Here is a 22056-nt window from a genome sequence, read left to right as displayed (position 1 = left end):
ACCCTGATTTTTCAAGGGAAAAGAAGTCGGGCTCATGATGTGAATTTGGTCACCGAAAGGTGGCCTTTTCACCTTGCCCCACAAGAGGTAGATTTCCCTATTGAATCATTTTATATTCTATATATATTTAAAAATAAAAAAAGACCATTTTTCTTTTCATAAAAAGGTCTTTTTAGAATTGCGTTTAAGAGTAGTGAATGTGTAAAATATTTGTTCTATTAGTACAAGTTCTATAGGTTCATTGCTTTTAATTTCAACTTAGAATCGAAAGGAATATCATTTTTATCTATTTTTGTATCCATTCCACTAGCTAACCAAGTAGCTACTTTTTCAATGTCTTCTGAAAATACTCTATCTTCTGTAATGAAGGGTGTGACTTTTCTCCCATTTTCTAAAATGTTACGAGTAAAACCTGCCATTTTTTCTTTTCCTCTTAAATCACAAGCTTGCATCGCACAAATCAACTCAATGGCCAACACATTTCTTACATTTTGAATAATTTGATGTGCATGTCTTGCTCCAATCGTTCCCATACTAACATGATCCTCTTGATTCGCAGAGGACGGAATAGAGTCCACACTTGCTGGATGTGCAAGTGTTTTGTTTTCAGATACAAGGGAAGCCGCACAATATTGCATGATCATAGCTCCAGATTGTAATCCAGGTTGAGGGCTTAAAAATGGAGGAAGATCATTTAATTGCGGATTGACTAAACGTTCAATGCGACGTTCGGAAATATTTGCTATTTCCGCCATCCCAATTCCTAAGAAGTCCATCGCAAATGCAATCGGTTGTCCGTGGAAATTACCACCTGAGAGTACCTTTTCTCCATCATCAAAGATTAGAGGGTTATCGGTTACAGCATTCATTTCTATTTCTAGCTTTTCTTTCACATAGTTTAAAGTTTGCCAAGTGGCACCATGTACCTGTGGAATGCAGCGAAGGGAGTATGCATCCTGAACACGCAATTCTCCTTGGTTAGTAATTAACTGACTTCCTTCAAGATATTTTCTAATTCGTTTTGCCACTTCAACTTGTTCATTATAACCGCGTGCTAAATGAATATCTTCATCCATCGCATCAATGACACCTTGCAATGCTTCAAAGGTAAGTGATGAGATTTGATCTGCTTGTAAAGCTAAATCTTCAGCCTCAATATAAGCGAGCACACCCATCGCTGTCATGGCTTGAGTACCGTTAATAAGGGCTAATCCTTCTTTTGCAGATAAAGTAATAGGTGTTATTTTTTCTTGAACAAGTGCACTTATGGCCTCCATTTGTTTTCCTTTATAAAACACTTTTCCTTCTCCAACTAGGACTAAGGCAAGATGTGAAAGTGGTGCCAAATCACCGCTTGCCCCTAAGGAACCCTGCTGAGGAATGACAGGGTGAATTTGTGCATTGACTAACTGAAGTAATCTTTCGATGACTACTGGACGAACACCTGAGAATCCTTTTAGCAGAGCATTTGCACGTAATAACGTCATCATTCGACTAACTTGTTCTGGGAAAGGTTCTCCTACACCACATGCATGAGAACGAATTAAATTTAATTGGAGCTTCTCAACATCCTCTTTTTGAATAAGAACATCACTAAACTTTCCGAAGCCTGTTGTAATTCCGTATACAACCCTTTCTTCTTTTACGATCTTTTCAACTGCTTTACGACTTTCTTTTACTTTTTCCATACTTTCTTTCGAAGCGATTACTTTATCACTAGTATATAGAACCTTTTTCAATTCTTGTATTGTTAAAGAATTTCCTGTCAATGTGATCATTCCGTTCTCCTCCTCATGTAGTTTATTTGTCCGCTGTTTCGCTTTACTTGATTAAAGGAAAATAAAAAGAGGACTATATCTTGAAATCAGCTGATTTCAAAAATATAGCCCCCTAGTGACTGTACTAAAATCTATGGGCAAAAACTATTTTGTTTTAAAAAGCTTCACTTTTTGGGGTGTCTCAGATATGATTAATGCCTAACCCCATGGTTTCGTGCTCTAGACCTTTTATTGGAGCCCCTATGGTACCATATAAGGCGACAGCAATCCATTCCCCTTCTTGTTGTTTTTCATATGGATTTCCTCTAATGATCGAAAAACGTAATCCTACGGTTCTTAATACAGAGCCGATGGATAATTGACCTCTAGTAATCCCATGCAAGGCTTCAATAATAGCATGATACAAAGCATGTGTTTCTCGATATATATCACCGTTAATGATCCCGTTGTTTTTTGCTGCGGTTTCAATGGCTGCCACAATTTTTTGTGAGTCCATAGTCCCTACTTTACCTGTGCAGCTTATCCAATCATCAGGTATATAGCTCTCGTCTTCGGAGAGTAATAAAAGCATCGCTTGTTTTCCAATACGGTGATCTGCTTGTAAAGACATTTATATCTCACTTTCAATATTAAATTTTCTTCTAAAGACTATTCACTACCATTATTGTATGAGTTTGGTCATGATGGTGTCAAATATTATTTGCTTCACTTTCTAAAGTTAATTCGTGACTCTGAGAAAGTAAAAATGTAAGGATGACGTGCACAGCAATGCGGCTAGTCATATCTCGGAAGTCCAAAGTAGGATCAATTTCTACGATATCCATGGCTTGAACTAGCTTTTCCTCACCCAGTAAGTGAATGGCATCCAACAAGGTTTGGCTATCCATGCCTCCTGGTCCAATCGCTGGACAGCCAGGAGCAAAGGATTGATCTAATACATCCATATCCACAGAAACATAAATAACATCAACTTTGTTTTTTAAAAGTTCTATACTATCATGGATAATCGCTTGAATTGATTGGTTCCTCACATCTCTCATTGTATACACTGTAACACCTTGTTCCTGTGCATAATCACGGTATATCTGACTATTGGAGAAGTTGCGAATCCCAATTTGAACTAATTGGTCACCCTTAACTACTCTGGATTCAATTAAACTTCGGAATGGGGTTCCATTCGATGGTCCACCATCTTCAAGATTTCTCAAATCATGATGTGCATCAAACTGAATGATGCCTACTTTCCCTTTTGCTTTTGCAAATCCTTCAATACTGGGATAACTCACTGAATGATCTCCACCTAGTAAAATGGGTATCATTTGTGGATGAGCTGTGCATAACTCTTCCACTGTTTTTTGAATTCGTTCTTGGGACTGAATAAGGTCTGTAACATGCATATAAATGTCCCCACAATCCACAATAGGATAGTTGAGATCTCTATTTTCATCTATGGCATAGGTAGTGTACGATTGCAACAGATTACGAATCACATTTGGGGTAAACGAAGCACCTGAATGACTAATAGATGGTTTGGAAAGAGGGGCGCCAATAAGTGCTGCTCCTTTGATTTCCTTTCCATCCCAGTTTTGTAGCAGATCTGCTGCTTTTTTAATATGACGATCTGTAAATTTAGCACTACCTGCTTTGTTTAAATATTGAAAAGGTTCATTCACAACGAATTCCTTCTTTCGTATATCTGTTTTCCACCTTTAAATACACGCTGTACATGATTCACCCCATAGTGATATGGCACATAATGATAATTATCAGCGTCCCAAAGTACAATGTCTGCCTCTCGACCAACCATTAATTTTCCTGCTTTGTCTCCACGGTTGATAGCATATGCTGCATTTGTAGTCACTGCATTCCATATTTCCTCTGGTGTCATTTTTAACTTTAACATGGCAAGATTCATGATAAGGTGAATGTTTTCAGTCGGAGAGCTGCCGGGGTTAAAGTCTGTTGAAATGGTTACCGCAGCCCCTTGATCAATCATGTCTCTTGCCCGTGCAAATTTGTCTTTTCCTAAGTAAAATGTTGTACCAGGAAGCAATACAGCAATCGTGTTTGATGCAGCCAATTTTTCAATACCATAATCAGAAGCTCCAACCAAGTGCTCAGCTGAGATCGCACCTACTTCAGCAGCCATTTCCGTACCACCTAGAGGATCAATTTCGTCTGCATGGATCTTGACTTGAAAACCTTCTTCCTTCGCTTTTTGTAAAAACTGCCTAGATTGCTCAACTGTAAATACACCTGTTTCACAGAATATATCAACAAATTCGGCTAAATGCTCGTATTTAATCTCTGGCAATAAATTTAACATCTCTTGTAGAAAAGCATCTGAATTCTGCTTGTATTCTTCTGGTATGGCGTGTGCACCTAAAAAAGTAGGGACAAGATCCATTGCATGTTGTTTATTCAGCTCTTTGATTACTCTTAACTGCTTTAGCTCAGTATCCTTATCCAAACCGTACCCGCTCTTTGCTTCCAATGTTGTAATCCCATAGGACATTAATCGATCTAGATGAAAGAGTCCTTTATTTATCAAGGATTGTTCAGAGGTTTTACGAGTTTCTCGTACTGTAGATAAGATGCCTCCACCTTGTTTTAATATATCTAAATAAGATACGCCTTGCTGCTTCAATGAGACTTCATGTTCGCGTGATCCCCCAAATACAAGATGAGTATGCGGGTCTACCAAACCAGGTGTAACTAGCTTTCCTTTGCAGTCGATTACTTCATCAGCTATGATGGTTTTAGCCTCTTCACTAGTTCCGATGTAAGAGATTTCTCCATCGGTAACTGCAATAGCTCCATTTTCAATGAAAGGGAGTTCATTCATTTCCGCCCCCCTTTTTGCCCTATTTAAACCATCGTTCATCGTAAGTAACTGACCTATATTTATGAGCAATAAATCTGCTTTGTTGATCAATGTTATCCCTCCTATCTTTCTATCATCGGCAGGTGGACGTCTTTTTCTTTGGCTGTTTTGATCGCTAAGTCATATCCTGCGTCTGCATGTCTAGCAATTCCCATACCAGGATCAGAGGTTAACACACGTTCTAATCGCTGTTCTGCTTCTTTCGTTCCATCAGCTACAATGACCATACCTGCATGAATGGAATAACCCATGCCTACACCACCACCGTGATGAACAGAGACCCAGCTGGCTCCATTTACACCGTTAATCAATGCATTCAGAATTGGCCAATCTGCAATTGCATCACTGCCGTCCTTCATATCTTCGGTTTCACGATTTGGAGAAGCTACAGAGCCACAATCCAAGTGATCACGACCAATGACGATAGGTGCAGATAATTCACCCGATGCTACCATATCGTTAATGATTTTTCCAAACCTCGCTCTTTCTCCATAACCAAACCAGCAAATGCGGGAAGGAAGCCCTTGAAAAGCGACTTTCTCACGAGCCATTTTGATCCATTTGCATAAATGTTCGTTTTCTTTAAATTCTTTTAAAATGACTTCATCTAGTTTATAAATATCCTCGGGATCGCCAGATAATGCAGCCCAGCGGAAAGGTCCTTTTCCTTCACAAAATTGTGGGCGTATAAAAGCAGGCACAAACCCAGGGAAAGCAAAAGCATTTTCAAAACCTTCATCATAGGCTACTTGGCGAATATTATTGCCGTAATCAAAAACTACTGCACCTTTTTCTTGAAGCTGCACCATGGCTTCTACGTGTTTTTTAATGCTGGACTTAGCGAGTTGGATATATTGATCAGGATCATCTTGACGAAGCTGTTCTCCTTGCTCAAGTGTCATACCTTCGGGTAAATATCCGTTTAATGGATCATGTGAAGAGGTCTGATCTGTGACCAAATCAGGGATGAAACCGTCCTTTATCATCTGAGGCAAGATTTCAGATGCGTTGCCTAATAATCCGATGGACAATGGTGTTCCTTTTTGCTTTGCATTCTCAGCTAACTCAATCGCTTCGTTTAATGATTTCACCATGACATCACAGTATTTTGTTTCAATGCGACGTTTAATTCGAGTTTCATCTACTTCGATAGCAATAACAACACCATCATTCATTGTAACTGCAAGAGGCTGTGCACCACCCATACCTCCTAATCCAGCAGTAACAGTAATGGTTCCTTTTAAGGTGTTCTGGAAGTGCTGTTTAGCAGCTTCAGCAAACGTTTCGTAAGTCCCTTGCAGAATCCCCTGCGTTCCAATATAAATCCAACTTCCAGCCGTCATTTGTCCGTACATCATGAGGCCTTTTTGATCAAGCTCTCTGAAATGCTCCCAGTTTGCCCAAGCAGGCACAAGGTTGGAATTTGCGATTAATACACGAGGTGCATTTTCATGTGATTTAAATACTGCTACCGGTTTACCTGACTGTACTAGTAGTGTTTCATCGTTTTCTAGTTTTTTTAATGTTTCTACAATTTTATGATAACTTTCCCAGTTTCTTGCCGCTTTACCGATACCGCCGTATACTACAAGCTCTTCGGGTTTTTCAGCAACCTCAGGATCTAAATTGTTCATTAACATGCGAAGTGCAGCTTCTTGAATCCAGCCTTTTGTATTTAGCTCATTGCCTCTTGGGGCTCTAATCGTTTGATCTGTTTTTGACATAAGAGAATCATCCTTTCCATCATCATACGTTTCTTATTTTTATCGTATAGATGAACTTTAAAACTGAAAAGGAAGAATCTTCAGATTGAAGTGGTAAATTTGCGCTAAAATTATAAAAATAGTCCAGAGTTTTTAATTTATCTGGACTATTTTTATATAGTAAACATATTTTTAGGTATTTGAGTTTGTATATACATAATTTTAGAGGGATATTGTATGAATGAAGTTAACGATAAGTATAATATAATAATAATCTTTCGTTTGATCTGTTACGACCAATTATTATAAATATGAAAAGAATTTAATAATAAATTTTCCATATTATTCATTTAATCTATGTTATAATCTCGGATTAAGAGTTTATATACTAGGGGGATACTATGAAAATCAAGAAAGTTATTATTGGCTTTATTTTTGGAATTTTATTTTGGTTTATTTGCATTAATCCATTCAAAATATTCGGAGCATTTTACGCATGGACTTACTTTGGTTATTTTCCATATTTTTTAGAAAATACATGGATCATTTTCACTAGCATCCTTACCTTTATCATCACCTTGATTTTCTTAAAGTTTTATCCTTCTCAAAATAAACCATCAAATAAAAGGTCTTGGATCATAAGATTTATTTTTATTTGGTCTATGATTTATTTTTGTGGAACAATAGTAGTAATAACAGTTGTGACTTTGGTGAGAGGAGGAATAAATATTCTCTTTATGGGAGAAAGTTGGCTTTTTTATGCTACAATCATTCCTTTTATCCTCACCTTTGTATGTCTTAGTCTGTATCTTCCTCAGACTAAACTATCTAATAAAAGATTATGGATCATAAGTTTTATATGTTCTTGGTCTATTATATTATTTAGCGGAACAATAGGTGCACTAATAGGTGAAACTATTGTTAGAGGGGGAACAGATACGATTAACTTCGATGGAACATTAATTTGGGGAACCATTTACTCTTTTATTTTATTGCCATTTGCAGCACCTGTTGGATATATATTGATTCGTTTCTTTTCCTTTATAATTAGAAAAGTAAAATAAACAAATAATAGAATTCTATAAAATAGTCCAGTTATTTGGTATACAACTGGACTATTTATCAATGCTTATATTATTTTTAGGTCGACTTGCTTGGTGTAATGTTCAACATTTTAATAGAAACGAAGAAAGCTGCTACGGTAATGATACAACCAATGAAGAATGGGATCGTACTTCCTAGCACATACCAGATCAAAGCACCAACAAAGGGAATCGTTACGGCTATAACATGTGCTAATGTACTGCCGACAGCTAATGTAGAGCTTAACTCTTCTCTTGGTACTAAGTTACCAACATACGTGGATATTCCAATATCATCAAACCCCATAAATACATCGTCCAAAACAAATAAAATGTACACGATCCAAACCTGATGGATGGTGGCATAACCAATAAAAATGAGAGTAACAATTAAATAATTAATGGATAAGGCTTTGCTTATACCTATCTTTTTAATCGCTTTGCCAACATAAGGACGAGTGACTACAGCAATGATTCCATGCAAGCTGTACAATAGAGCCATTGTAGCAAGAGAGGTTTCGAACTTCACGATTAATAACAACGATGCAAATGTAATAAACACCATCTCACGTGCAAGAGACAAACATACAAGAACATAGTACGGGATGTATGCTTTTCTAAGAAAAAGTCGCTGTGTTGCTTTTGTTTTCTTCTCGCTTGGAGCCTTCATTTTTTTAATAAAAAGGATAGAGATGAAAAGAATAGGACATCCAATGAAAATTAGGATGCTTTTTTCTACATATGGACTTAGTAACGAAATCAAAAACATGCCCAATAAACTAGCGCCTGCACCTAAGCTTGCAACATATCCAAAATAGGTGGATCTATTCTCTTTATTTGTTAAATCCGTGATTAAATACTCTCGGTACATAAATAATAGATGTGTTCCTGTACTAAAGATAAATGTATACAACATCAATTCACTAAAATGAGTTGCAAAAGCAAATAAAGCGGTGCCTAATGCAACTAATACAACAGAGAAAATGAATACATTACGTTCATGAAATCGCATTGCAATGAAAACGAGGAAAACAGCGATTAAACCCGGGATTTCCTTCACCGCATCGACCAATCCGAATTGAAAGGTTGTGACGTTTATATCTTCAACAATAAAGTTCTTGTATGTGACTTGAAAAAAAGAGATGGATAAACTAATGATAAATGTCGCAATTAATAAATGAGTTAAATTTTTTTTCTGTTGAATGTTCATTTGTCCGCACTCCTTAAAAATAATGAATTTATGAATTGAATTTCATATTTTTAAGGCGGTGCACGTTCTTTATTAGTTCAAACGATTCAATGAGGTCATATTTCGTGCATGATATGTTCCTCCTTTTGATTTATACATTAATTATAAGCATTGTAATGGATATGGGTCAATTTTACATCTCTTAATACAATTTCGCTATAGTTCTGTACTTTTGTTTACTATAAAGAGCATGGAATTTGCGAGTCTAGATACATTAGAAGTTACCTTACTTTATATTCAATTTGTGAAAAATGATATGGGAAAGTACTACGGAATTAGTATGGAAATAAATACAAAATAAAATTAAATAAAAATTTGAGACTAAATGAATTAGTTATCAGTCTAATTAGTAAGATTGAAATTTCAATAACAAAACAAACAAGCAAGAACAACTAATATAAAAAATGAGGTGCTTTAAAAATGAAAAAAAATGTAATCGTAGCTTTAACAGCAGGAACTTTATTATTTGGGGGTATTATTCATCCATCCATAACATCAAATGCATTAAATCAAAATCTATCAATCTCGAGTGTTCAAAGTCAACAGACTATATATTTTGTAGTAAGTGATAAAGAATTATCTGGATCTTTGAATGGTGCTGCTTTAAGTGGAACGCTTCCAGTAGTAACAGGGTTGTCAGATGAATCCTTGCAAAAACAAATCAATGATCAAATTGAAGATTTGCTAGATCAAAATACGAGATATTTGGCAGAGCCAAATCCAGGAAATATTAGTGTGGACGTTAGTTATGAAGTGAAGCAGGATAATGATCAGGTATCCATTCTTATTTATTTTTTAACAGGTTCAAAACATCCTTTTACAGTAGTGAAATCAGTCAACTTTATAGGTGGCGATAACGGGAAATTAATCACATTAAATAATGTAGGAGACATAAGTACGATTGAAAGAAGAGTAAAGACTGAACTTTATGATCATGAAGATCCTATAGGTAAGTATGACCACTTTTATTTAAGAGAAGATACTGCATTTTATATTGAAAATGGTCAATTGAATCTAGTACCTAATCAAGAAGAATTTTTTGCAAGTAATGAGGGGACGCCAACTATATCTATTCCCTTAAAAGATATTGATTATAATTCATTATTAAACAGTGAAATAAAGGTTATTCTTGATGGAGAATTACTAAGCTTTCCAGAACCGCCAGTCATAAAAAATGGAACCACACTTGTACCTATGAAACAAATTTTTCAAGCACTAGGTGCGGATGTACATTGGAACAATAATACGAAAACAGTTTACGGAGAGAAATTTCCCGGAGAGAGTTATAGTTTAAATTTCTCTTTAACTATTGGAGATAAAACAGCTTCTGTAAACAATCAGAAAGTTGAATTATTGCAGCCTGGCGAACTTATAAATAATAAAACTTTTGTTCCTCTTCGTTTTGTAAGTGAAGCATTGGGCGCTGATGTTCAATGGGATCAAAATACGAAAACAGTTACAATTTATACAAAATATCTTTAAAACATATATAGGGACAGGCAGTGCAGGAATTATCCTGCAATGCTTTTCTTTTAATTTTTGTTAGGGGTTTGAACATCAAAGGAGGCTGTTAGGTGTTTTTCTTCATGATTGATTTCAAAAATCACTAAGTAAGATTCTTTATGTTATCTATCAAAATAAAATTTACTTTGAAGTTTGTCTATAGCATAGTTTATTTCATCTAGATCCTCTTTAGAAATGTCTTTAATTCGGTTATCAAAGTTGACCTTAATGAGTTTATAAGCGTCTTCTATCATTTTTTCTCCACTAGAAGTCATATAAATATACTGTTTTCTTCGGTCATCAACATCAGATTTCTTCTCTATTAAATCATTTTCCCCTAGTTTTCTAAGCTCTCGACTTGCATTTGGCATTGAAAGATGAGTGCAATCACAAATTTCACTTAGTGTGACGGGCTGATTTCTTGCAATAAAATCTAAAATATCAAATTGAATCTGTGTAAGTACGTTTGGTTTAGCCTCTTTTGTGAGTTCTTCAGTAACGCGGTATACAGCGTTTGTAAATGTGATTAATTTATTAAAAAGTTTATGATTATCCACTGTGTTCACCTCTATATTTGTACAGTAACAAAATATATATCAAAATACAATTATCAATTGACAACTAAATGATGATGGTGTATGATTTTATTATCAAAAGATAACTATTGAGGTGAAGGTATGAAAACATTGGTCATTTTTACACATCCAAATCACAACAGCCTATCTTATGCATTTTTACAAAAAGTTTTGGAAGGTATTCACGAAAACACAAACATTAAAGAGGTACAGGTATTAGATTTATATGAAGAAGGGTTTGATCCGTTGCTTGTATTCAATAAAGAAAAACGAAGAAGGGATATGCACCTAGATCCAAAATTAGAAAAGTATAGAGAGCAAATTCTTTGGGCAGACCAAATTGTTTTTGTATACCCGATTTGGTGGGGAAGGCCTCCTGCCATGTTGCTAGGTTATATCGATCAATTATTTGCCGCAGATTTTGCCTATGCTTATAAAGGTGGTCTTCTTCCGGAAGGACTTTTAAAAGGGAAGTCTGTCATCTGTGTATCTACCATGAAAGGACCTGCAAATTACCCATTATTTTTCTTGCGTAATGCACATAAAGTTTTAATGAAAAAAGCATTATTTCATTTTGTAGGCATTAGAAAAGTGAAATTTTTTGAGTTTGGCAATATGGAAAGTCCGAAGGGGAAACAAACCCAAAAGCTAAATAAAATCCAAAAATATTTTCAACAAGTGAAAGTATAAAAAAACTGTGGAACTAACCCAGAACTTGGATTATAATTGGCATAGGCTTTTTAACAAGTGAATATTGTAAAAAAGGGTGAAACGTTGTATGCGTTTCTTAAAAGGGAAGACGGTGTGAATCCGTCACGGTCCCGCCACTGTAAATGGAGAGCAAGTGTAGACCACTGTGTTAAATGGGAAGGTTTATGCATTCTGATAAATATTTCAGATCAATTTGCGTTAGATCCATAAGTCAGGAGACCTGCCTTTTTTTGTATCACATGTGTACCTACGAGGATAGGGAAGTGAATAAATTATGATGACGTTTATTTGCACTTTTCTGCACTTTTGTAGGAAGTGTTTTTTTGTGCTCCCAATAGCGCTGTAAATCGAAGGCGATGAACACTGGTCCAGTTCAACATATCTAGAGTTTTAATCCTTGTGTTTTAGTTGGGCCGGATCAAACAAAAGAAGAAAAACCTGAAAGAAATGGAGGGAAATCAACATGCAAAAACTTTTTAGAGTAGGTATATTACTATCCATCCTACTGCTTATGCCAACAACAATGATTATGGGTCAAGAAGAAGAAGGTGTAAAAGTTGAAATTAACAATGAGAACGGGGGGGAAGCGAGACCAGACCTAGATACGGTTAATGTAGAGCTTATATTTTCAGATATTGAAAATGGTTCTGCAAACATCTTGTTAAACAGCCCAGAACGGAAGTTTTTTTCTCCAACAGATTTTCCAATCGTGGAAGGAACGGAGCTAATTCACTCTATAATTTCTGTTGAGAATGGAAAGGCTGCATTTGATTATATGTTCCCTATTCGTGGGGATTATCCAATGACAGTAGAAGTTTTAGATGAAAATGGTACTGTGTCGGCTACTCATTTACTTAACATCCATATTCCTGAAAATCCAGATGAAGTTAAAAATGCCATTATATTTGTTGGTATCCTAGTGTTGTTCGGATTTTTAGTTGGTCTCATTTTAACAGCAAGGAGGGGAAGAACGCATGCAATATAAAGGTCTGCTATTTATACTGGGATTTGCTTTCATAATTGTTCTGTCTACTTCGGTTGTTATGGCCCATGATAATAATGATAGTGGTCGATCTGTAGATCACCATGCAGAAGTAGGGAAGCTTTACTCTTTTGAAGGGAAGCTTGAAGCTGAAGAGAACGGTCCGTATGAAATTCAATTTCATGCTGTTCGTTTAGAAGATGATGCACAAATTTTAACGATGAAAAATACATCTGAAGATGGATCTTATCAATTTGCGGCTCAATTCTTTGATGGAGCTGAACATGATGTTACATTTTCATTAATCAATCCAGCTACAAACAAAGTCATTGCTGAAAAGACAGAATTAGTAGAAGTGCAAGGTTTTGATCCACCGATGTTTATTAAAGTAAAAACAATTTTCTTTTTAGTCATGATGATAGGGATAGGCATGTTATTAGGTATGGGTGTCATAAAATTAAGAAGACAGAGACAAAGGACTAAAGGAGGGGCTTTACATGGAATATAAATTTGAACATAAAAACAAAAGCAGCTTTAGAAATAAATTCAAAACGATGTTTCTATCACTACCTGTTCAATTAACGGTAGTCGCACTATTAGCAGGTGTCGTTATCTATACTGCTTTATTTTCTAGCTATGCACCCGTACATGATGCGCTTCATGATTTGAGGCATGGTTTAATGTTTATTCCTTGTCACTAAGGTGGTATTTGTATTGAATAATGTAATGTTAAAGCTTTTTTCTGCAGTAATGCACCGATTGGCTGTAAAACATCAAGTAGTAGCATTAGAACAAACGATTTCTCTATTTTTAAAATTTTATAAAAAACAACCTGATAAACTTTTTTCTATAATAGTCAGATTTAGCGAGGATTCAAGGTGGGTTTTACGTTACTTGTCTGGTAGAGAACTAGGAAAGTTTTTTGAAGAAAAACCTGTGCAAATCATGGAGATTTGGTTTAAGTTAGCAAGCGATGATAACCTTTATGTAAGAGAAGGAGCGGCAAAAGGAATTACATACGCAGCAGGAAAGAATGTAATAGATGTGTGGGGATTATGGGAGAAGGCTTTCTCTCACCCCTCTGAAGAAGTTCGCCAAACAGCAGCGATGACACTGCTCTCTTTTATAGAAAAACATAAGGATGAGATCCACATTCTTCCCGTTATTCAACATGCAAAAAAGGATACATCACCGAAAGTAAAGATGATCATGGAGAAGTATATTTCACCTCTTATGGAGCAAGAGGATGAACTTATTGAACCTATTTTAGATTATCAAACAACGGAGGAATTACCTCTATCATCAAAGATGATAGACCAAGTAGTAGGGCAGGATCAAGCTGTAGAAATAATTAAAATTGCGGCCCGTCAAAAACGTTCAGTACTATTAATTGGAGAGCCAGGAACAGGAAAAAGTATGCTAGGACAGGCGATTAGTGAACTGTTGCCAGTTTCAAAATTAGAGGATGTAATCGTGGAAAGTGGTGGCAGTGAAAGAAATGTACCTAAAATTAAAACTCAACCTGCTGGGAAGGCTGCACCCTATATTCGGAAGTTTGAAAATGAAGCAAAATCAAGCCTAGTCGCATTTCGATGGATGATGGGTTTTGTTTATCTTGCCGTTCTATTTGTAATGTTTTTTTACTACTTTACAAAGGATGAACCGCTCTTTCTGTTGGTTGGGTTTATTGTGATCGGGCTGTTATACTTTGCTTCAAAAAAACTAAAAACAAATCCTGCTGTACAAATACCTAAGATATTAGTAGACCATACGAATTCCAAACGGGCTCCATTTATAGACGCAACTGGACTTCATGCGGGAGCACTTTTAGGTGATATTCGTCATGATCCTTATCAATCAGGGGGGTTGGAGGCGATGCCTCATCAATTAGTAGAATCAGGAGCCATTCATCAAGCACATCAAGGGGTATTATACATAGATGAAGTATCTACCTTATCTACAGAATCACAGCAATTTTTGCTTACTGCCTTTCAAGAAAAAAAGCTGCCTATAACAGGACGTTCCCTTGGTTCAAGTGGGAGTATGATTCGGACAGAAGCGGTACCAACCGACTTTATTATGGTGCTAGCAGGGAATGTTCCAGATGTGGATAAAATTCATCCAGCTTTAAGATCTAGGATTCAAGGATACGGGTATGAAATTTACACAAAGACAACAATGGAAGATACACCAGATAACCGATACAAACTAGCACAGTTTGTATCACAAGAAGTACGAAAAGATCGAAAAATTCCTCATTTTACTAGAGAGGCAGTTCATGTGGTTATTGGACGAGCTAAAGAGATGTCACCTCATTCAAAACAGTTAACAACAAGGTTTCGAGAATTGGGTGGATTAATTCGGACTGCTGGAGATATCGCTGTCCAGTCAAATGCCCAACTTGTGAGTAAGAAACATGTGGAAAAAGCGATGTTAAAGATAAAAACGCTGGAAGAACAAATGTGGATGGAAGTGGATAAGAGTAGGTTTTCAACACCTTATTCACAATTGGGGATGGTTCAAACCTTGCTCCATTATAAAGGGATTATTGGGCAAGTGTCGAAGATTTCTCTAGTTGTTCAATCCTCTGAAGAAGTGGAGCTTCAAGCTCCGGATTGGTTAACAATAGGTGAGCAAACTAAATTAGAGGCTTTGTTATATCAAAAGGGTCTATTTGGGAAGTATTATATTCAGAAGAATGGGATGAATCAGAATGATGAATCCGAAGACGATAAAAGCAGTAGGGAAGACTTAAGTTTAGGCATCCTTGTTGCTTCTATTTCAATAAAGAAAAATATAATGCTTGTGGATTTTGCTGTATGTGGACATGTGGATATAATGGGAACAATCACTGGAACTTCTTATTTTGAAAGTAAGGTCAAAACAGCGGCACGTCAGGGGATAAAAAAAATAATTGCTCCGTTAGACAATGCTATAGATGACATTCCGAAGGGAATGGAAGTGTTTTGGGTTAAAACTGTGGATGAAGTTGAAGAGATTATAGTTCATCAGTTTGGGAAGATTGAAGCTCATTTATGAGTGCTAAAAACAGAAAGAAGTAGGCACGATTATGTATAATGCCTACTTCATAACTTAGTGATTAAATTGTTGAAGTACCAATTCCATTTGTGGTTTTGTAGCAAAGCTGATTAAATTTCCATTTACCACCACAGCTGGAGTTACAAGCTGTAAGACATGATCTCCAGTTATACTTTCAAAACCTCTATCATGTATTAGATTTGTTAATTTCTTTTTAGCAATGATTCTGTCCATTAAAAGGTTATAGTTATACAAGTGGATATCAACATTCTCATCTATATATACAGATAACTCTTCTTTTAGATCTAGACTTTCCTCGTAAAAATCGTAACTATCATCGTAGCAATTCTCGCTTGCTCCTCCTTCTTGACAACAATCCTCTTGATTATTTGCAACACTAGGGAAAATCTCTATTAAGTTATTTTGGCTCATGATTAATTCCTCCCCAAATATTATTTACGGATTAAGATTCATCGTTACAACAGTTCTCATTAGATTCTCTAACACAGCAATCCTCTTGGTTATTTAAAGTATCAGTACAGCACTCTTTAAATTGTTTCATAAATTGAATTCCTCCTCAAATATATTGATTTATTCATTTTCATCATTGCAACAATGATCATTAAGGTCTTTTACACAGCAATCTTCCTGGTTGTTTAAAGTATCAGCACAACACTCTTTAAATTGTTTCATTAATCAATTCCTCCTTCATTTTTATATTGCTTTATAAAGCCGATGTACAGGTTTTGGTGGTAACGGGCTAAAACACTCGTTATAGGTCTCAAGCCACTCTGCTTGCATTAGCTTACCGGTGCTTGCAATGGCATCAGCCACAGCAAGGTTTAAAAGAGATGGGGATGATTCAATTCGAATATTTAATACAACTCTAAACTCAGTTCCCTCTTTCACGTTTTCCTCAGTAAATGTGGGTTGGTCTCCAGTATGAACCATGCTAGCCTTTACAAAACCCTCTTCAAATCCTACATGGATTTTCAAATGTTTCCTATATTGAGTCCTTCTTCATTTGTACTAACACTTTAGACAGCATCTCTTAAAAATACCCTCCTCAGGTGGTGTTAGCATTTCATAATATAATTCATCCATTTTTGGATCTGGATGTTTCCAATCATAATGGAATTCATATTCAGTTAAATCTAGTGATTGAATAGATTCCTTGTGTAATAAAGGTGATCCTTTATAGAGATATAATCGGGTTTCATATTGAATTGGGTCCACTAAATCATTTAGAGCATTGTTTTCAATAAAAGATCTAAAAGTTACGATATCATCCAGAGATGTCCAAGGGTTAAACATAATAAATGTAGGATTTAATTTAATATCAATTTCTCTTAAGTAAGCGATTGCTTGTGTAATATCATCTATTGAAGTATCTTTAGCTACAGCATCGAGTACTTCTTTTGAAGGAAATTCTAAAGCGGATGTAATAAATTTAACGCCTAAGTTTTTCATTTCTGCTAAAGTTTCTTTATTTTCAAGAATATGGTCTACCCGAGTTGTAAAGTCATAAGTTAAGTTTGGAAATTCTTGATGGAGTTTTCTTAAAATTTTTATTCCGTGATATTTTGCATTAAAGAAATCAGCGTCTATAAAAGTGAGGTGAGTCATGCCGCCTTCTACTAAATTTCTGACATCTTGAATGACAATTTCTTCATCCACTAAAATGACTTTTCCATCATATGCTGCAAAAACGGAACAATATAAACATTTATGGTGGCATCCTCGAGCCATTTCGGTTGATCCAACAATTTGTTCGGATCCTAAAAGTCGGTTGATTTGTTTTTGTGGATATTTATGTAAAGGTGGCAATATATTTCTTGAAGGTACATCTAAATGATCGCGTGACATATATGGATGGATGTTGTTACCTTTCATCGCTTCTTCTCCACTTAAAATCCCAGGTAAATCATCTTGTTTATCTCCGCTTAGATGTTTAGATAATTGAGTTAAAGGATATTCCCATTCCCCGCAAATACATGAATCACTATATTTTCCTGCCAAACGTGTAGCATTAATGGTTGCATGTTGTCCGAAGAAAGTGATATGTGCTTTAGGATTTAATCTAGCTGCGAGCTTGGCAATTTCTATTCCTGCATGAACAGCATCGAATAATGGTACAGAAATTGCAATGATCTCTTTTCCTTGAAATTTTTCTTCAATAATTCCGTCTACATAAGTGTCTAGTACAGATACATTAAATCCTTCTTTCATTAAAGGGGTGGCGGCGGTTGCTATTGTTGTTGGTTGGAATCCGCCTTCAAATGTTGATACTAGTAATATGTTCATCATATTCCTCCCATGTGTTATGTAATTGTTTTTTTTTCCTTTTTTTCTATGTTATTACCCATTGAATGTTGGCCATACAGGATCTAACACTGCAATCACAGCCAGACTTAAAATTGACAGATTAAATAATTTAGCTTTCATATTCCTTTACCTCCATTTTTATTAACATAACTAAACATTTATTAAAATTATGACTTGTTTGTTTACTTGTGTTTAATCATATATCATAAATGATATTTAGTCAACATTATTTAACAAAAAAAATTATATTGATTTTTTGTATAATAATGTCGATAATAAATATAGGTTCTTATGAGTAAATTCTCATCTATAGAGGAACTGGCGAAGATGTTTGAGAGCAAGTTTGAAAAGGAATTGAATTCTCATTATATTTAAGAGAACTAGGAAATTTCTCAACCATCCATTTTCAGTCTTATAGAGTATGTGATAGATTATAAATAACAGGTAAAAATCCAGATTGGAGTAATAGAATGATAGGTCAACGTATCAAAGAATTGAGAAAGCAATCTAAATTAACACAACAAGAATTAGCCAAGGATATCATTACAAGAAGTTATTTAAGTCAAATAGAAAAAGGCATGGTACAGCCTTCATATGAAGTGCTGGAAAAACTAAGCAAAAGGTTGAACTGTTCTGTAGAGGATCTATATAAGACTGTTGAAAATAAAGATATGTTACTCTCACAAATGAAAAGAGAAATAAAAAGTGCTGAGAATTATATCATCACGAATTCCTTTGATAAAATAGAACAAATGATCCAAAAAGAAGATTACTTTAAAAAAGAAGGTTTAAATCATTATGACAAAGGCATTCTAAACTGGGTGCACGGTAAGTACTACGAAAAAAAGAGAGATTTTAATCATGCGATTACTTATTATAATGAAAGCATTACAGAATTAGAGTTAGGAAATCATACGAATGAAATGTTAAGATCTTTAGATTCTATTGGTTATGTTTACAGCCAATCTAATCAAAATGAAAAAGCACTGCTAGTACTAACAAAGGCTCATCGCATTATGATTTACGATCAAATTCATGGAGTTTTAAGAGTGTCATTACTAAGTAACTTAGGAGTAGTCCATGGTAAGCTTAAAGAATATTATTCAGCTATTAATTTCTTAGAAGAAGCTAGAGAACTCAATGAAAAAATCGAATCTTATTATAAAGCTGGAGATATATATATGGCTCTTGGTGTTTGTTATATGGAGTTGAATCGACATGAAGAAGCAAAAAAATCCTATGAAAAAGCACTGAAATATTTTAAATTAAATGAAAACAAATTCCAGGAGGCTGGAACTTATACAAACCTAGGGATTTTATCGATTTATCAAGATAATTACAACCAAGCAAAGTTATATTTAAACACAGCTATTAATACCTATAATAAGATTAAGGCTGAGGGAAGTTTGGTAATGAATGCTCAAGTCGAACTTGGAAGAGTGTATTATTTGCAAAAAGAATACGATCAAGGGATATCCTTATGTAAAGATATTATAGCTATGGATGCAGTGAACAAACCTAAAGCACAAGCTTACGAGTTATTAGGTGATATCTATAATAGACTTTTAAATTCAGAGTTATCTCTTGAGTATTATAAAAAAGCAAAGGAAATTATTAATTTTAATCATCCAGAGTATAAAAGGGTATGTAAAAAAATTGGTGATGTATATTATTTGTTAAATGAATATCAAAAAGCTTCAGATGTTTATAAAGAGTGTCTATAAAGACCTCACCTGCAGTAACCTTTTCTTGGTGTTGTCTAATCTCACCTATGTTACAGAAAAACAAGCGAGTGTTTAATCACTCGCTTGTTTATTTCTATTTTATCGTTATTATATAGAGAATTTGAATTATTTTCAATCTTTTACCTGAATTGGTTTTAATTGTGTTATATTGCGGTGTGTAGCAGCTTTGTTTTCATCAGGGATTAATTTAGTAACAATATAACCAAGTACAGCTATAAACGGCAACAGAATAAGCATATTGACGAAATTAAACATACCATGTGCAAATGCAATTGTCATTTCTGGATTTAGATTAGCAGAGATTTGAAGTTTAGCAATAAGCGGAGTGTATAGCCCCAAAAATAATACAAAGATCAAGGTTCCAATCACATTAAACAGAACATGAGTAAATGCAGCCCTTTTTGCAGCCACTGACGCCCCTATCGATGCTAACACTGCAGTTATGGTTGTTCCAATATTATCCCCAAAAAGTACGGGAAGAGATGCTTCCAGGCTAATTGCCCCTTGACCGAACAATTCTTGCAGTACCCCTATCGTGGCACTTGAACTTTGGACAATGCCAGTAAATAAAGTTCCAACAAATACGCCTAAAATAGGGTTGTCACTCAAGGTAAGTGTTAATTCTTGAAACCATTCCAATGAACGAAGTGGTTTCATTCCACTTGACATCAAGCTTAATCCATAAAATAAGGTTCCAAATCCAAATATGATTTGACCTAGATTTTGAACTTTTTTATTTTTAAAGAAAAACAATAAAACCGATGCTGCCGCAATAATAGGTAAAGCATAGGCAGATAACTTAATACCTATTATAAAGGAGGTAATTGTGGTTCCAATATTAGCTCCCATAATCACACCAATGGCCTGTCTTAAGGTCATCAGACCAGCACTTACAAAACCAACGGTTAAAACAGTAGTTCCAGAGCTGCTTTGGATTAGAACGGTTACAATGATTCCGGCTAATACACCGATAACAGGGTTTGTGGTAAACTTATCTAGAATATGCTTCAATCTGTCTCCTGCTGATTTTTCCAAACCATCACCCATGTATTTGATCCCGAATAAAAAGATACCAAGACCACCCAAAAATTCAAAAATTAATTTCTGTAAATCAAGCTCCATATTCTTTTCCCCCATTCTATACATTTAGAAAATTTTTTACTTCTGTAGTTACTCCGTTATCGCTACTATGTATCCCTTTACTGGCAACATGAGTTTGCTTGTTTATTTTCCACCTTCACGTGAAATTGATTTTTAAGATGTTGACCACGTATAGCTATAGTAATTCCATTTATTTGTCCTAACTGTTCATTGGTAAATCCTAATTGTTTTGCTGAAATTACAATATTTTTTAAAGTATCCTTATCTCCTAGAATGGTTGCCGCCGTTAAAATTGCGACTACTTTTTCTTTTTCTGATAAACTTTCACCTTCAATTGTTTTTTCATAGAATTGATTAAAAACCCCTGATAATTCTGTACTTAAATCTAACATGTTTTTTCTCCTCTCGTGATTAACAATAGTAATCATTTTTAATAAATTAATATTAATGTTTAATTATGTTAATTAGATATTACCTTCTTTTGATATATTTTGTCAATAATAAATAGAAAAAAATAAAAACCAAAAAACAGTTGACTTTTACAATGTTTGTATTTTACAATTAATTCAACAACAACACACGAGGTGACCATGATGAGTATCGAAACACAATTTGAAAATCAACAATATAAACTACGTCAGATGTTACAAATATTAATGAGAACTTTTAGTATTTTGGAAAAAGAAGGGGCACGATGTTGCAGTGTTACACTTGTTGAAAGCCATATTTTATTTGAGGTCAAGCGATATAATGATCAAAAAGGAACGGACTTGTCTCTTAATGAATTATCTGCAAAATTAGGTGTGAGCAACAGTACACTAAGCAGACAAATACAAAGCTTGGTAGATAAAAATTTATTATACCGGACGCATTACAACAACGACCGTAGATACCTTAGCATCTATTTAACACCTGAAGGTGAACGTTATGAAAAAGAACTCGGAAAGGAATTGGATAGTTATGTTCAAGAGATCTTTTCCAATGTACCATCTGAAAAACGCATGCAATTATTAGAAAGTATGGATGTGTTATTAACAGCTGTAGAAAAAAGTGATTGTTGTTAAGGATTCATCATATCAATGGAAGGAGGTGGGTGTTTTTGCCTTAAAAAAATAGTATGATAAAACAGTAAAATAAAAATTAAAAAACAGTTGACTTTTACAACAGTTGTATTATACAATTAAATACACAAACATAAACGAGAAGAATTTAGCTGATATTAGAATTTAAAGTAAATTGCCTTTTGTTTAAAATTCTTTTCTTATTTATACATATAGTTGCAAAATACAAACGATTATCCAAACCACAAAGAACTATATTATATTTTTTATTCTACAACAGTTGTAAAATGCAATCGTTTCAATTTACAATCAAAACGT

The 22056-nt window shown here is 34.9% G+C and carries 20 protein-coding genes, 1 pseudogene and 1 riboswitch; of the genes and pseudogenes, 9 read left to right on the top strand and 12 right to left on the bottom strand.

Features of this window, described 5'->3' with window-relative positions:
- Window positions 1-230: 230 nt before the first annotated feature.
- The 5 genes from hutH to hutU form a co-directional block, all read right to left on the bottom strand.
- Window positions 231-1778, bottom strand: a complete 1548-nt coding sequence (gene hutH / locus Q5Y73_RS17825) for a histidine ammonia-lyase (protein WP_305993272.1) — start codon at window positions 1776-1778, stop codon at window positions 231-233.
- 181 nt (window positions 1779-1959) lie between these two features.
- Window positions 1960-2388 carry a histidine utilization transcription antiterminator HutP gene (gene hutP / locus Q5Y73_RS17820; RefSeq protein WP_305993271.1) on the bottom strand — a complete coding sequence of 143 codons (429 nt, stop codon included), beginning with the start codon at window positions 2386-2388 and terminating at the stop codon, window positions 1960-1962.
- 79 nt (window positions 2389-2467) lie between these two features.
- On the bottom strand, window positions 2468-3451 hold the full coding sequence (hutG, locus tag Q5Y73_RS17815) for a formimidoylglutamase (RefSeq protein WP_305993270.1): 984 nt from the start codon (window positions 3449-3451) through the stop codon (window positions 2468-2470).
- Window positions 3448-4662 (bottom strand): imidazolonepropionase, encoded by a 1215-nt coding sequence (hutI, locus tag Q5Y73_RS17810; RefSeq protein WP_305993392.1) that lies wholly within the window; start codon window positions 4660-4662, stop codon window positions 3448-3450. Before hutI ends, hutG begins: the two co-directional genes overlap by 4 nt.
- 62 nt (window positions 4663-4724) lie before the next feature.
- Entirely contained in the window at window positions 4725-6386 is a 1662-nt protein-coding gene (hutU, locus tag Q5Y73_RS17805; RefSeq protein ID WP_305993269.1) for a urocanate hydratase, read from the bottom strand.
- A gap of 380 nt (window positions 6387-6766) precedes the next feature.
- Between hutU and Q5Y73_RS17800 the strand changes: the two genes are divergently transcribed.
- On the top strand, window positions 6767-7429 hold the full coding sequence (locus Q5Y73_RS17800) for a hypothetical protein (RefSeq protein ID WP_305993268.1): 663 nt from the start codon (window positions 6767-6769) through the stop codon (window positions 7427-7429).
- Window positions 7430-7505: 76 nt separating this feature from the next.
- Here Q5Y73_RS17800 and Q5Y73_RS17795 read toward each other — a convergent pair whose 3' ends face one another.
- Window positions 7506-8657, bottom strand: a complete 1152-nt coding sequence (locus Q5Y73_RS17795) for an MFS transporter (RefSeq protein WP_305993267.1) — start codon at window positions 8655-8657, stop codon at window positions 7506-7508.
- A 459-nt stretch (window positions 8658-9116) separates the two neighbouring features.
- On the opposite strand from Q5Y73_RS17795, the gene Q5Y73_RS17790 reads away from it, so the two are divergent.
- Entirely contained in the window at window positions 9117-10178 is a 1062-nt protein-coding gene (locus Q5Y73_RS17790) for a stalk domain-containing protein (protein WP_305993266.1), read from the top strand.
- 143 nt (window positions 10179-10321) lie between these two features.
- Here Q5Y73_RS17790 and Q5Y73_RS17785 read toward each other — a convergent pair whose 3' ends face one another.
- Window positions 10322-10756 carry a MarR family winged helix-turn-helix transcriptional regulator gene (locus Q5Y73_RS17785; protein ID WP_305993265.1) on the bottom strand — a complete coding sequence of 145 codons (435 nt, stop codon included), beginning with the start codon at window positions 10754-10756 and terminating at the stop codon, window positions 10322-10324.
- Between the two features lie 120 nt (window positions 10757-10876).
- Between Q5Y73_RS17785 and Q5Y73_RS17780 the strand changes: the two genes are divergently transcribed.
- From Q5Y73_RS17780 to lonB, 5 genes are all read left to right on the top strand, one after another.
- A complete protein-coding gene (locus Q5Y73_RS17780; protein ID WP_305993264.1) occupies window positions 10877-11464 on the top strand; it encodes an NAD(P)H-dependent oxidoreductase in 588 nt (195 codons plus the stop codon).
- Between the two features lie 57 nt (window positions 11465-11521).
- Window positions 11522-11727: riboswitch (cobalamin riboswitch) on the top strand.
- Between the two features lie 221 nt (window positions 11728-11948).
- Window positions 11949-12470 (top strand): hypothetical protein, encoded by a 522-nt coding sequence (locus Q5Y73_RS17775; protein WP_305993263.1) that lies wholly within the window; start codon window positions 11949-11951, stop codon window positions 12468-12470.
- Window positions 12460-12975, top strand: a complete 516-nt coding sequence (locus Q5Y73_RS17770; RefSeq protein ID WP_305993262.1) for a hypothetical protein — start codon at window positions 12460-12462, stop codon at window positions 12973-12975. The genes Q5Y73_RS17775 and Q5Y73_RS17770 overlap by 11 nt, the downstream gene beginning before the upstream one ends.
- Window positions 12965-13168, top strand: coding sequence for a CbtB domain-containing protein (locus tag Q5Y73_RS17765; RefSeq protein WP_305993261.1), 204 nt, complete (start codon window positions 12965-12967; stop codon window positions 13166-13168). Before Q5Y73_RS17770 ends, Q5Y73_RS17765 begins: the two co-directional genes overlap by 11 nt.
- Before the next feature lie 13 nt (window positions 13169-13181).
- Window positions 13182-15506, top strand: coding sequence for an ATP-dependent protease LonB (lonB, locus tag Q5Y73_RS17760; RefSeq protein ID WP_305993260.1), 2325 nt, complete (start codon window positions 13182-13184; stop codon window positions 15504-15506).
- 54 nt (window positions 15507-15560) lie between these two features.
- On the opposite strand, the gene vcpD is transcribed toward lonB, so the two are convergent.
- The 3 genes from vcpD to arsL all read right to left on the bottom strand — a co-directional run bounded on the left by vcpD (window position 15561) and on the right by arsL (window position 17810).
- On the bottom strand, window positions 15561-15938 hold the full coding sequence (vcpD, locus tag Q5Y73_RS17755) for an ArsD-related vicinal cysteine protein VcpD (protein ID WP_305993259.1): 378 nt from the start codon (window positions 15936-15938) through the stop codon (window positions 15561-15563).
- 282 nt (window positions 15939-16220) lie between these two features.
- Window positions 16221-16502, bottom strand: a complete 282-nt coding sequence (locus Q5Y73_RS17750) for a hypothetical protein (protein ID WP_305993258.1) — start codon at window positions 16500-16502, stop codon at window positions 16221-16223.
- 33 nt (window positions 16503-16535) lie between these two features.
- A complete protein-coding gene (arsL, locus tag Q5Y73_RS17745) occupies window positions 16536-17810 on the bottom strand; it encodes an arsinothricin biosynthesis radical SAM protein ArsL (protein WP_305993257.1) in 1275 nt (424 codons plus the stop codon).
- Between the two features lie 491 nt (window positions 17811-18301).
- On the opposite strand from arsL, the gene Q5Y73_RS17740 reads away from it, so the two are divergent.
- Window positions 18302-19555, top strand: coding sequence for a helix-turn-helix domain-containing protein (locus Q5Y73_RS17740; protein WP_305993256.1), 1254 nt, complete (start codon window positions 18302-18304; stop codon window positions 19553-19555).
- A gap of 138 nt (window positions 19556-19693) precedes the next feature.
- Here Q5Y73_RS17740 and Q5Y73_RS17735 read toward each other — a convergent pair.
- Window positions 19694-20698: pseudogene (locus tag Q5Y73_RS17735) on the bottom strand (Na/Pi cotransporter family protein); the annotation flags it as partial.
- A gap of 77 nt (window positions 20699-20775) precedes the next feature.
- Complete coding sequence (locus tag Q5Y73_RS17730; protein WP_305993255.1) at window positions 20776-21069, bottom strand: carboxymuconolactone decarboxylase family protein; 294 nt, start codon at window positions 21067-21069, stop codon at window positions 20776-20778.
- A 201-nt stretch (window positions 21070-21270) separates the two neighbouring features.
- On the opposite strand from Q5Y73_RS17730, the gene Q5Y73_RS17725 reads away from it, so the two are divergent.
- Window positions 21271-21741 carry a MarR family winged helix-turn-helix transcriptional regulator gene (locus tag Q5Y73_RS17725; protein ID WP_305993254.1) on the top strand — a complete coding sequence of 157 codons (471 nt, stop codon included), beginning with the start codon at window positions 21271-21273 and terminating at the stop codon, window positions 21739-21741.
- Window positions 21742-22056: the final 315 nt, after the last annotated feature.

The sequence above is a fragment of the Chengkuizengella axinellae genome, from assembly GCF_030730905.1.
GTDB classification, from domain to species: Bacteria; Bacillota; Bacilli; order Paenibacillales; family KCTC-33759; genus Chengkuizengella; species Chengkuizengella axinellae.
The sequence above is the reverse complement of the archived record's forward strand: the minus strand, read 5'-3'. Positions and strand labels throughout refer to the sequence as shown.

What these genes read in the sequence shown, in the direction of transcription:
- hutH (WP_305993272.1), bottom strand. Translation starts at nt 1,778, where the DNA reads ATGATCACATTGACAGGAAATTCTTTAACAATACAAGAATTGAAAAAG.
- hutP (WP_305993271.1), bottom strand. Translation starts at nt 2,388, where the DNA reads ATGTCTTTACAAGCAGATCACCGTATTGGAAAACAAGCGATGCTTTTA.
- hutI (WP_305993392.1), bottom strand. Translation starts at nt 4,662, where the DNA reads ATGAACGATGGTTTAAATAGGGCAAAAAGGGGGGCGGAAATGAATGAA.
- hutU (WP_305993269.1), bottom strand. Translation starts at nt 6,386, where the DNA reads ATGTCAAAAACAGATCAAACGATTAGAGCCCCAAGAGGCAATGAGCTA.
- Q5Y73_RS17800 (WP_305993268.1), top strand. Translation starts at nt 6,767, where the DNA reads ATGAAAATCAAGAAAGTTATTATTGGCTTTATTTTTGGAATTTTATTT.
- Q5Y73_RS17795 (WP_305993267.1), bottom strand. Translation starts at nt 8,657, where the DNA reads ATGAACATTCAACAGAAAAAAAATTTAACTCATTTATTAATTGCGACA.
- Q5Y73_RS17790 (WP_305993266.1), top strand. Translation starts at nt 9,117, where the DNA reads ATGAAAAAAAATGTAATCGTAGCTTTAACAGCAGGAACTTTATTATTT.
- Q5Y73_RS17780 (WP_305993264.1), top strand. Translation starts at nt 10,877, where the DNA reads ATGAAAACATTGGTCATTTTTACACATCCAAATCACAACAGCCTATCT.
- Q5Y73_RS17775 (WP_305993263.1), top strand. Translation starts at nt 11,949, where the DNA reads ATGCAAAAACTTTTTAGAGTAGGTATATTACTATCCATCCTACTGCTT.
- Q5Y73_RS17770 (WP_305993262.1), top strand. Translation starts at nt 12,460, where the DNA reads ATGCAATATAAAGGTCTGCTATTTATACTGGGATTTGCTTTCATAATT.
- Q5Y73_RS17765 (WP_305993261.1), top strand. Translation starts at nt 12,965, where the DNA reads ATGGAATATAAATTTGAACATAAAAACAAAAGCAGCTTTAGAAATAAA.
- vcpD (WP_305993259.1), bottom strand. Translation starts at nt 15,938, where the DNA reads ATGAGCCAAAATAACTTAATAGAGATTTTCCCTAGTGTTGCAAATAAT.
- arsL (WP_305993257.1), bottom strand. Translation starts at nt 17,810, where the DNA reads ATGAACATATTACTAGTATCAACATTTGAAGGCGGATTCCAACCAACA.
- Q5Y73_RS17740 (WP_305993256.1), top strand. Translation starts at nt 18,302, where the DNA reads ATGATAGGTCAACGTATCAAAGAATTGAGAAAGCAATCTAAATTAACA.
- Q5Y73_RS17730 (WP_305993255.1), bottom strand. Translation starts at nt 21,069, where the DNA reads ATGTTAGATTTAAGTACAGAATTATCAGGGGTTTTTAATCAATTCTAT.
- Q5Y73_RS17725 (WP_305993254.1), top strand. Translation starts at nt 21,271, where the DNA reads ATGAGTATCGAAACACAATTTGAAAATCAACAATATAAACTACGTCAG.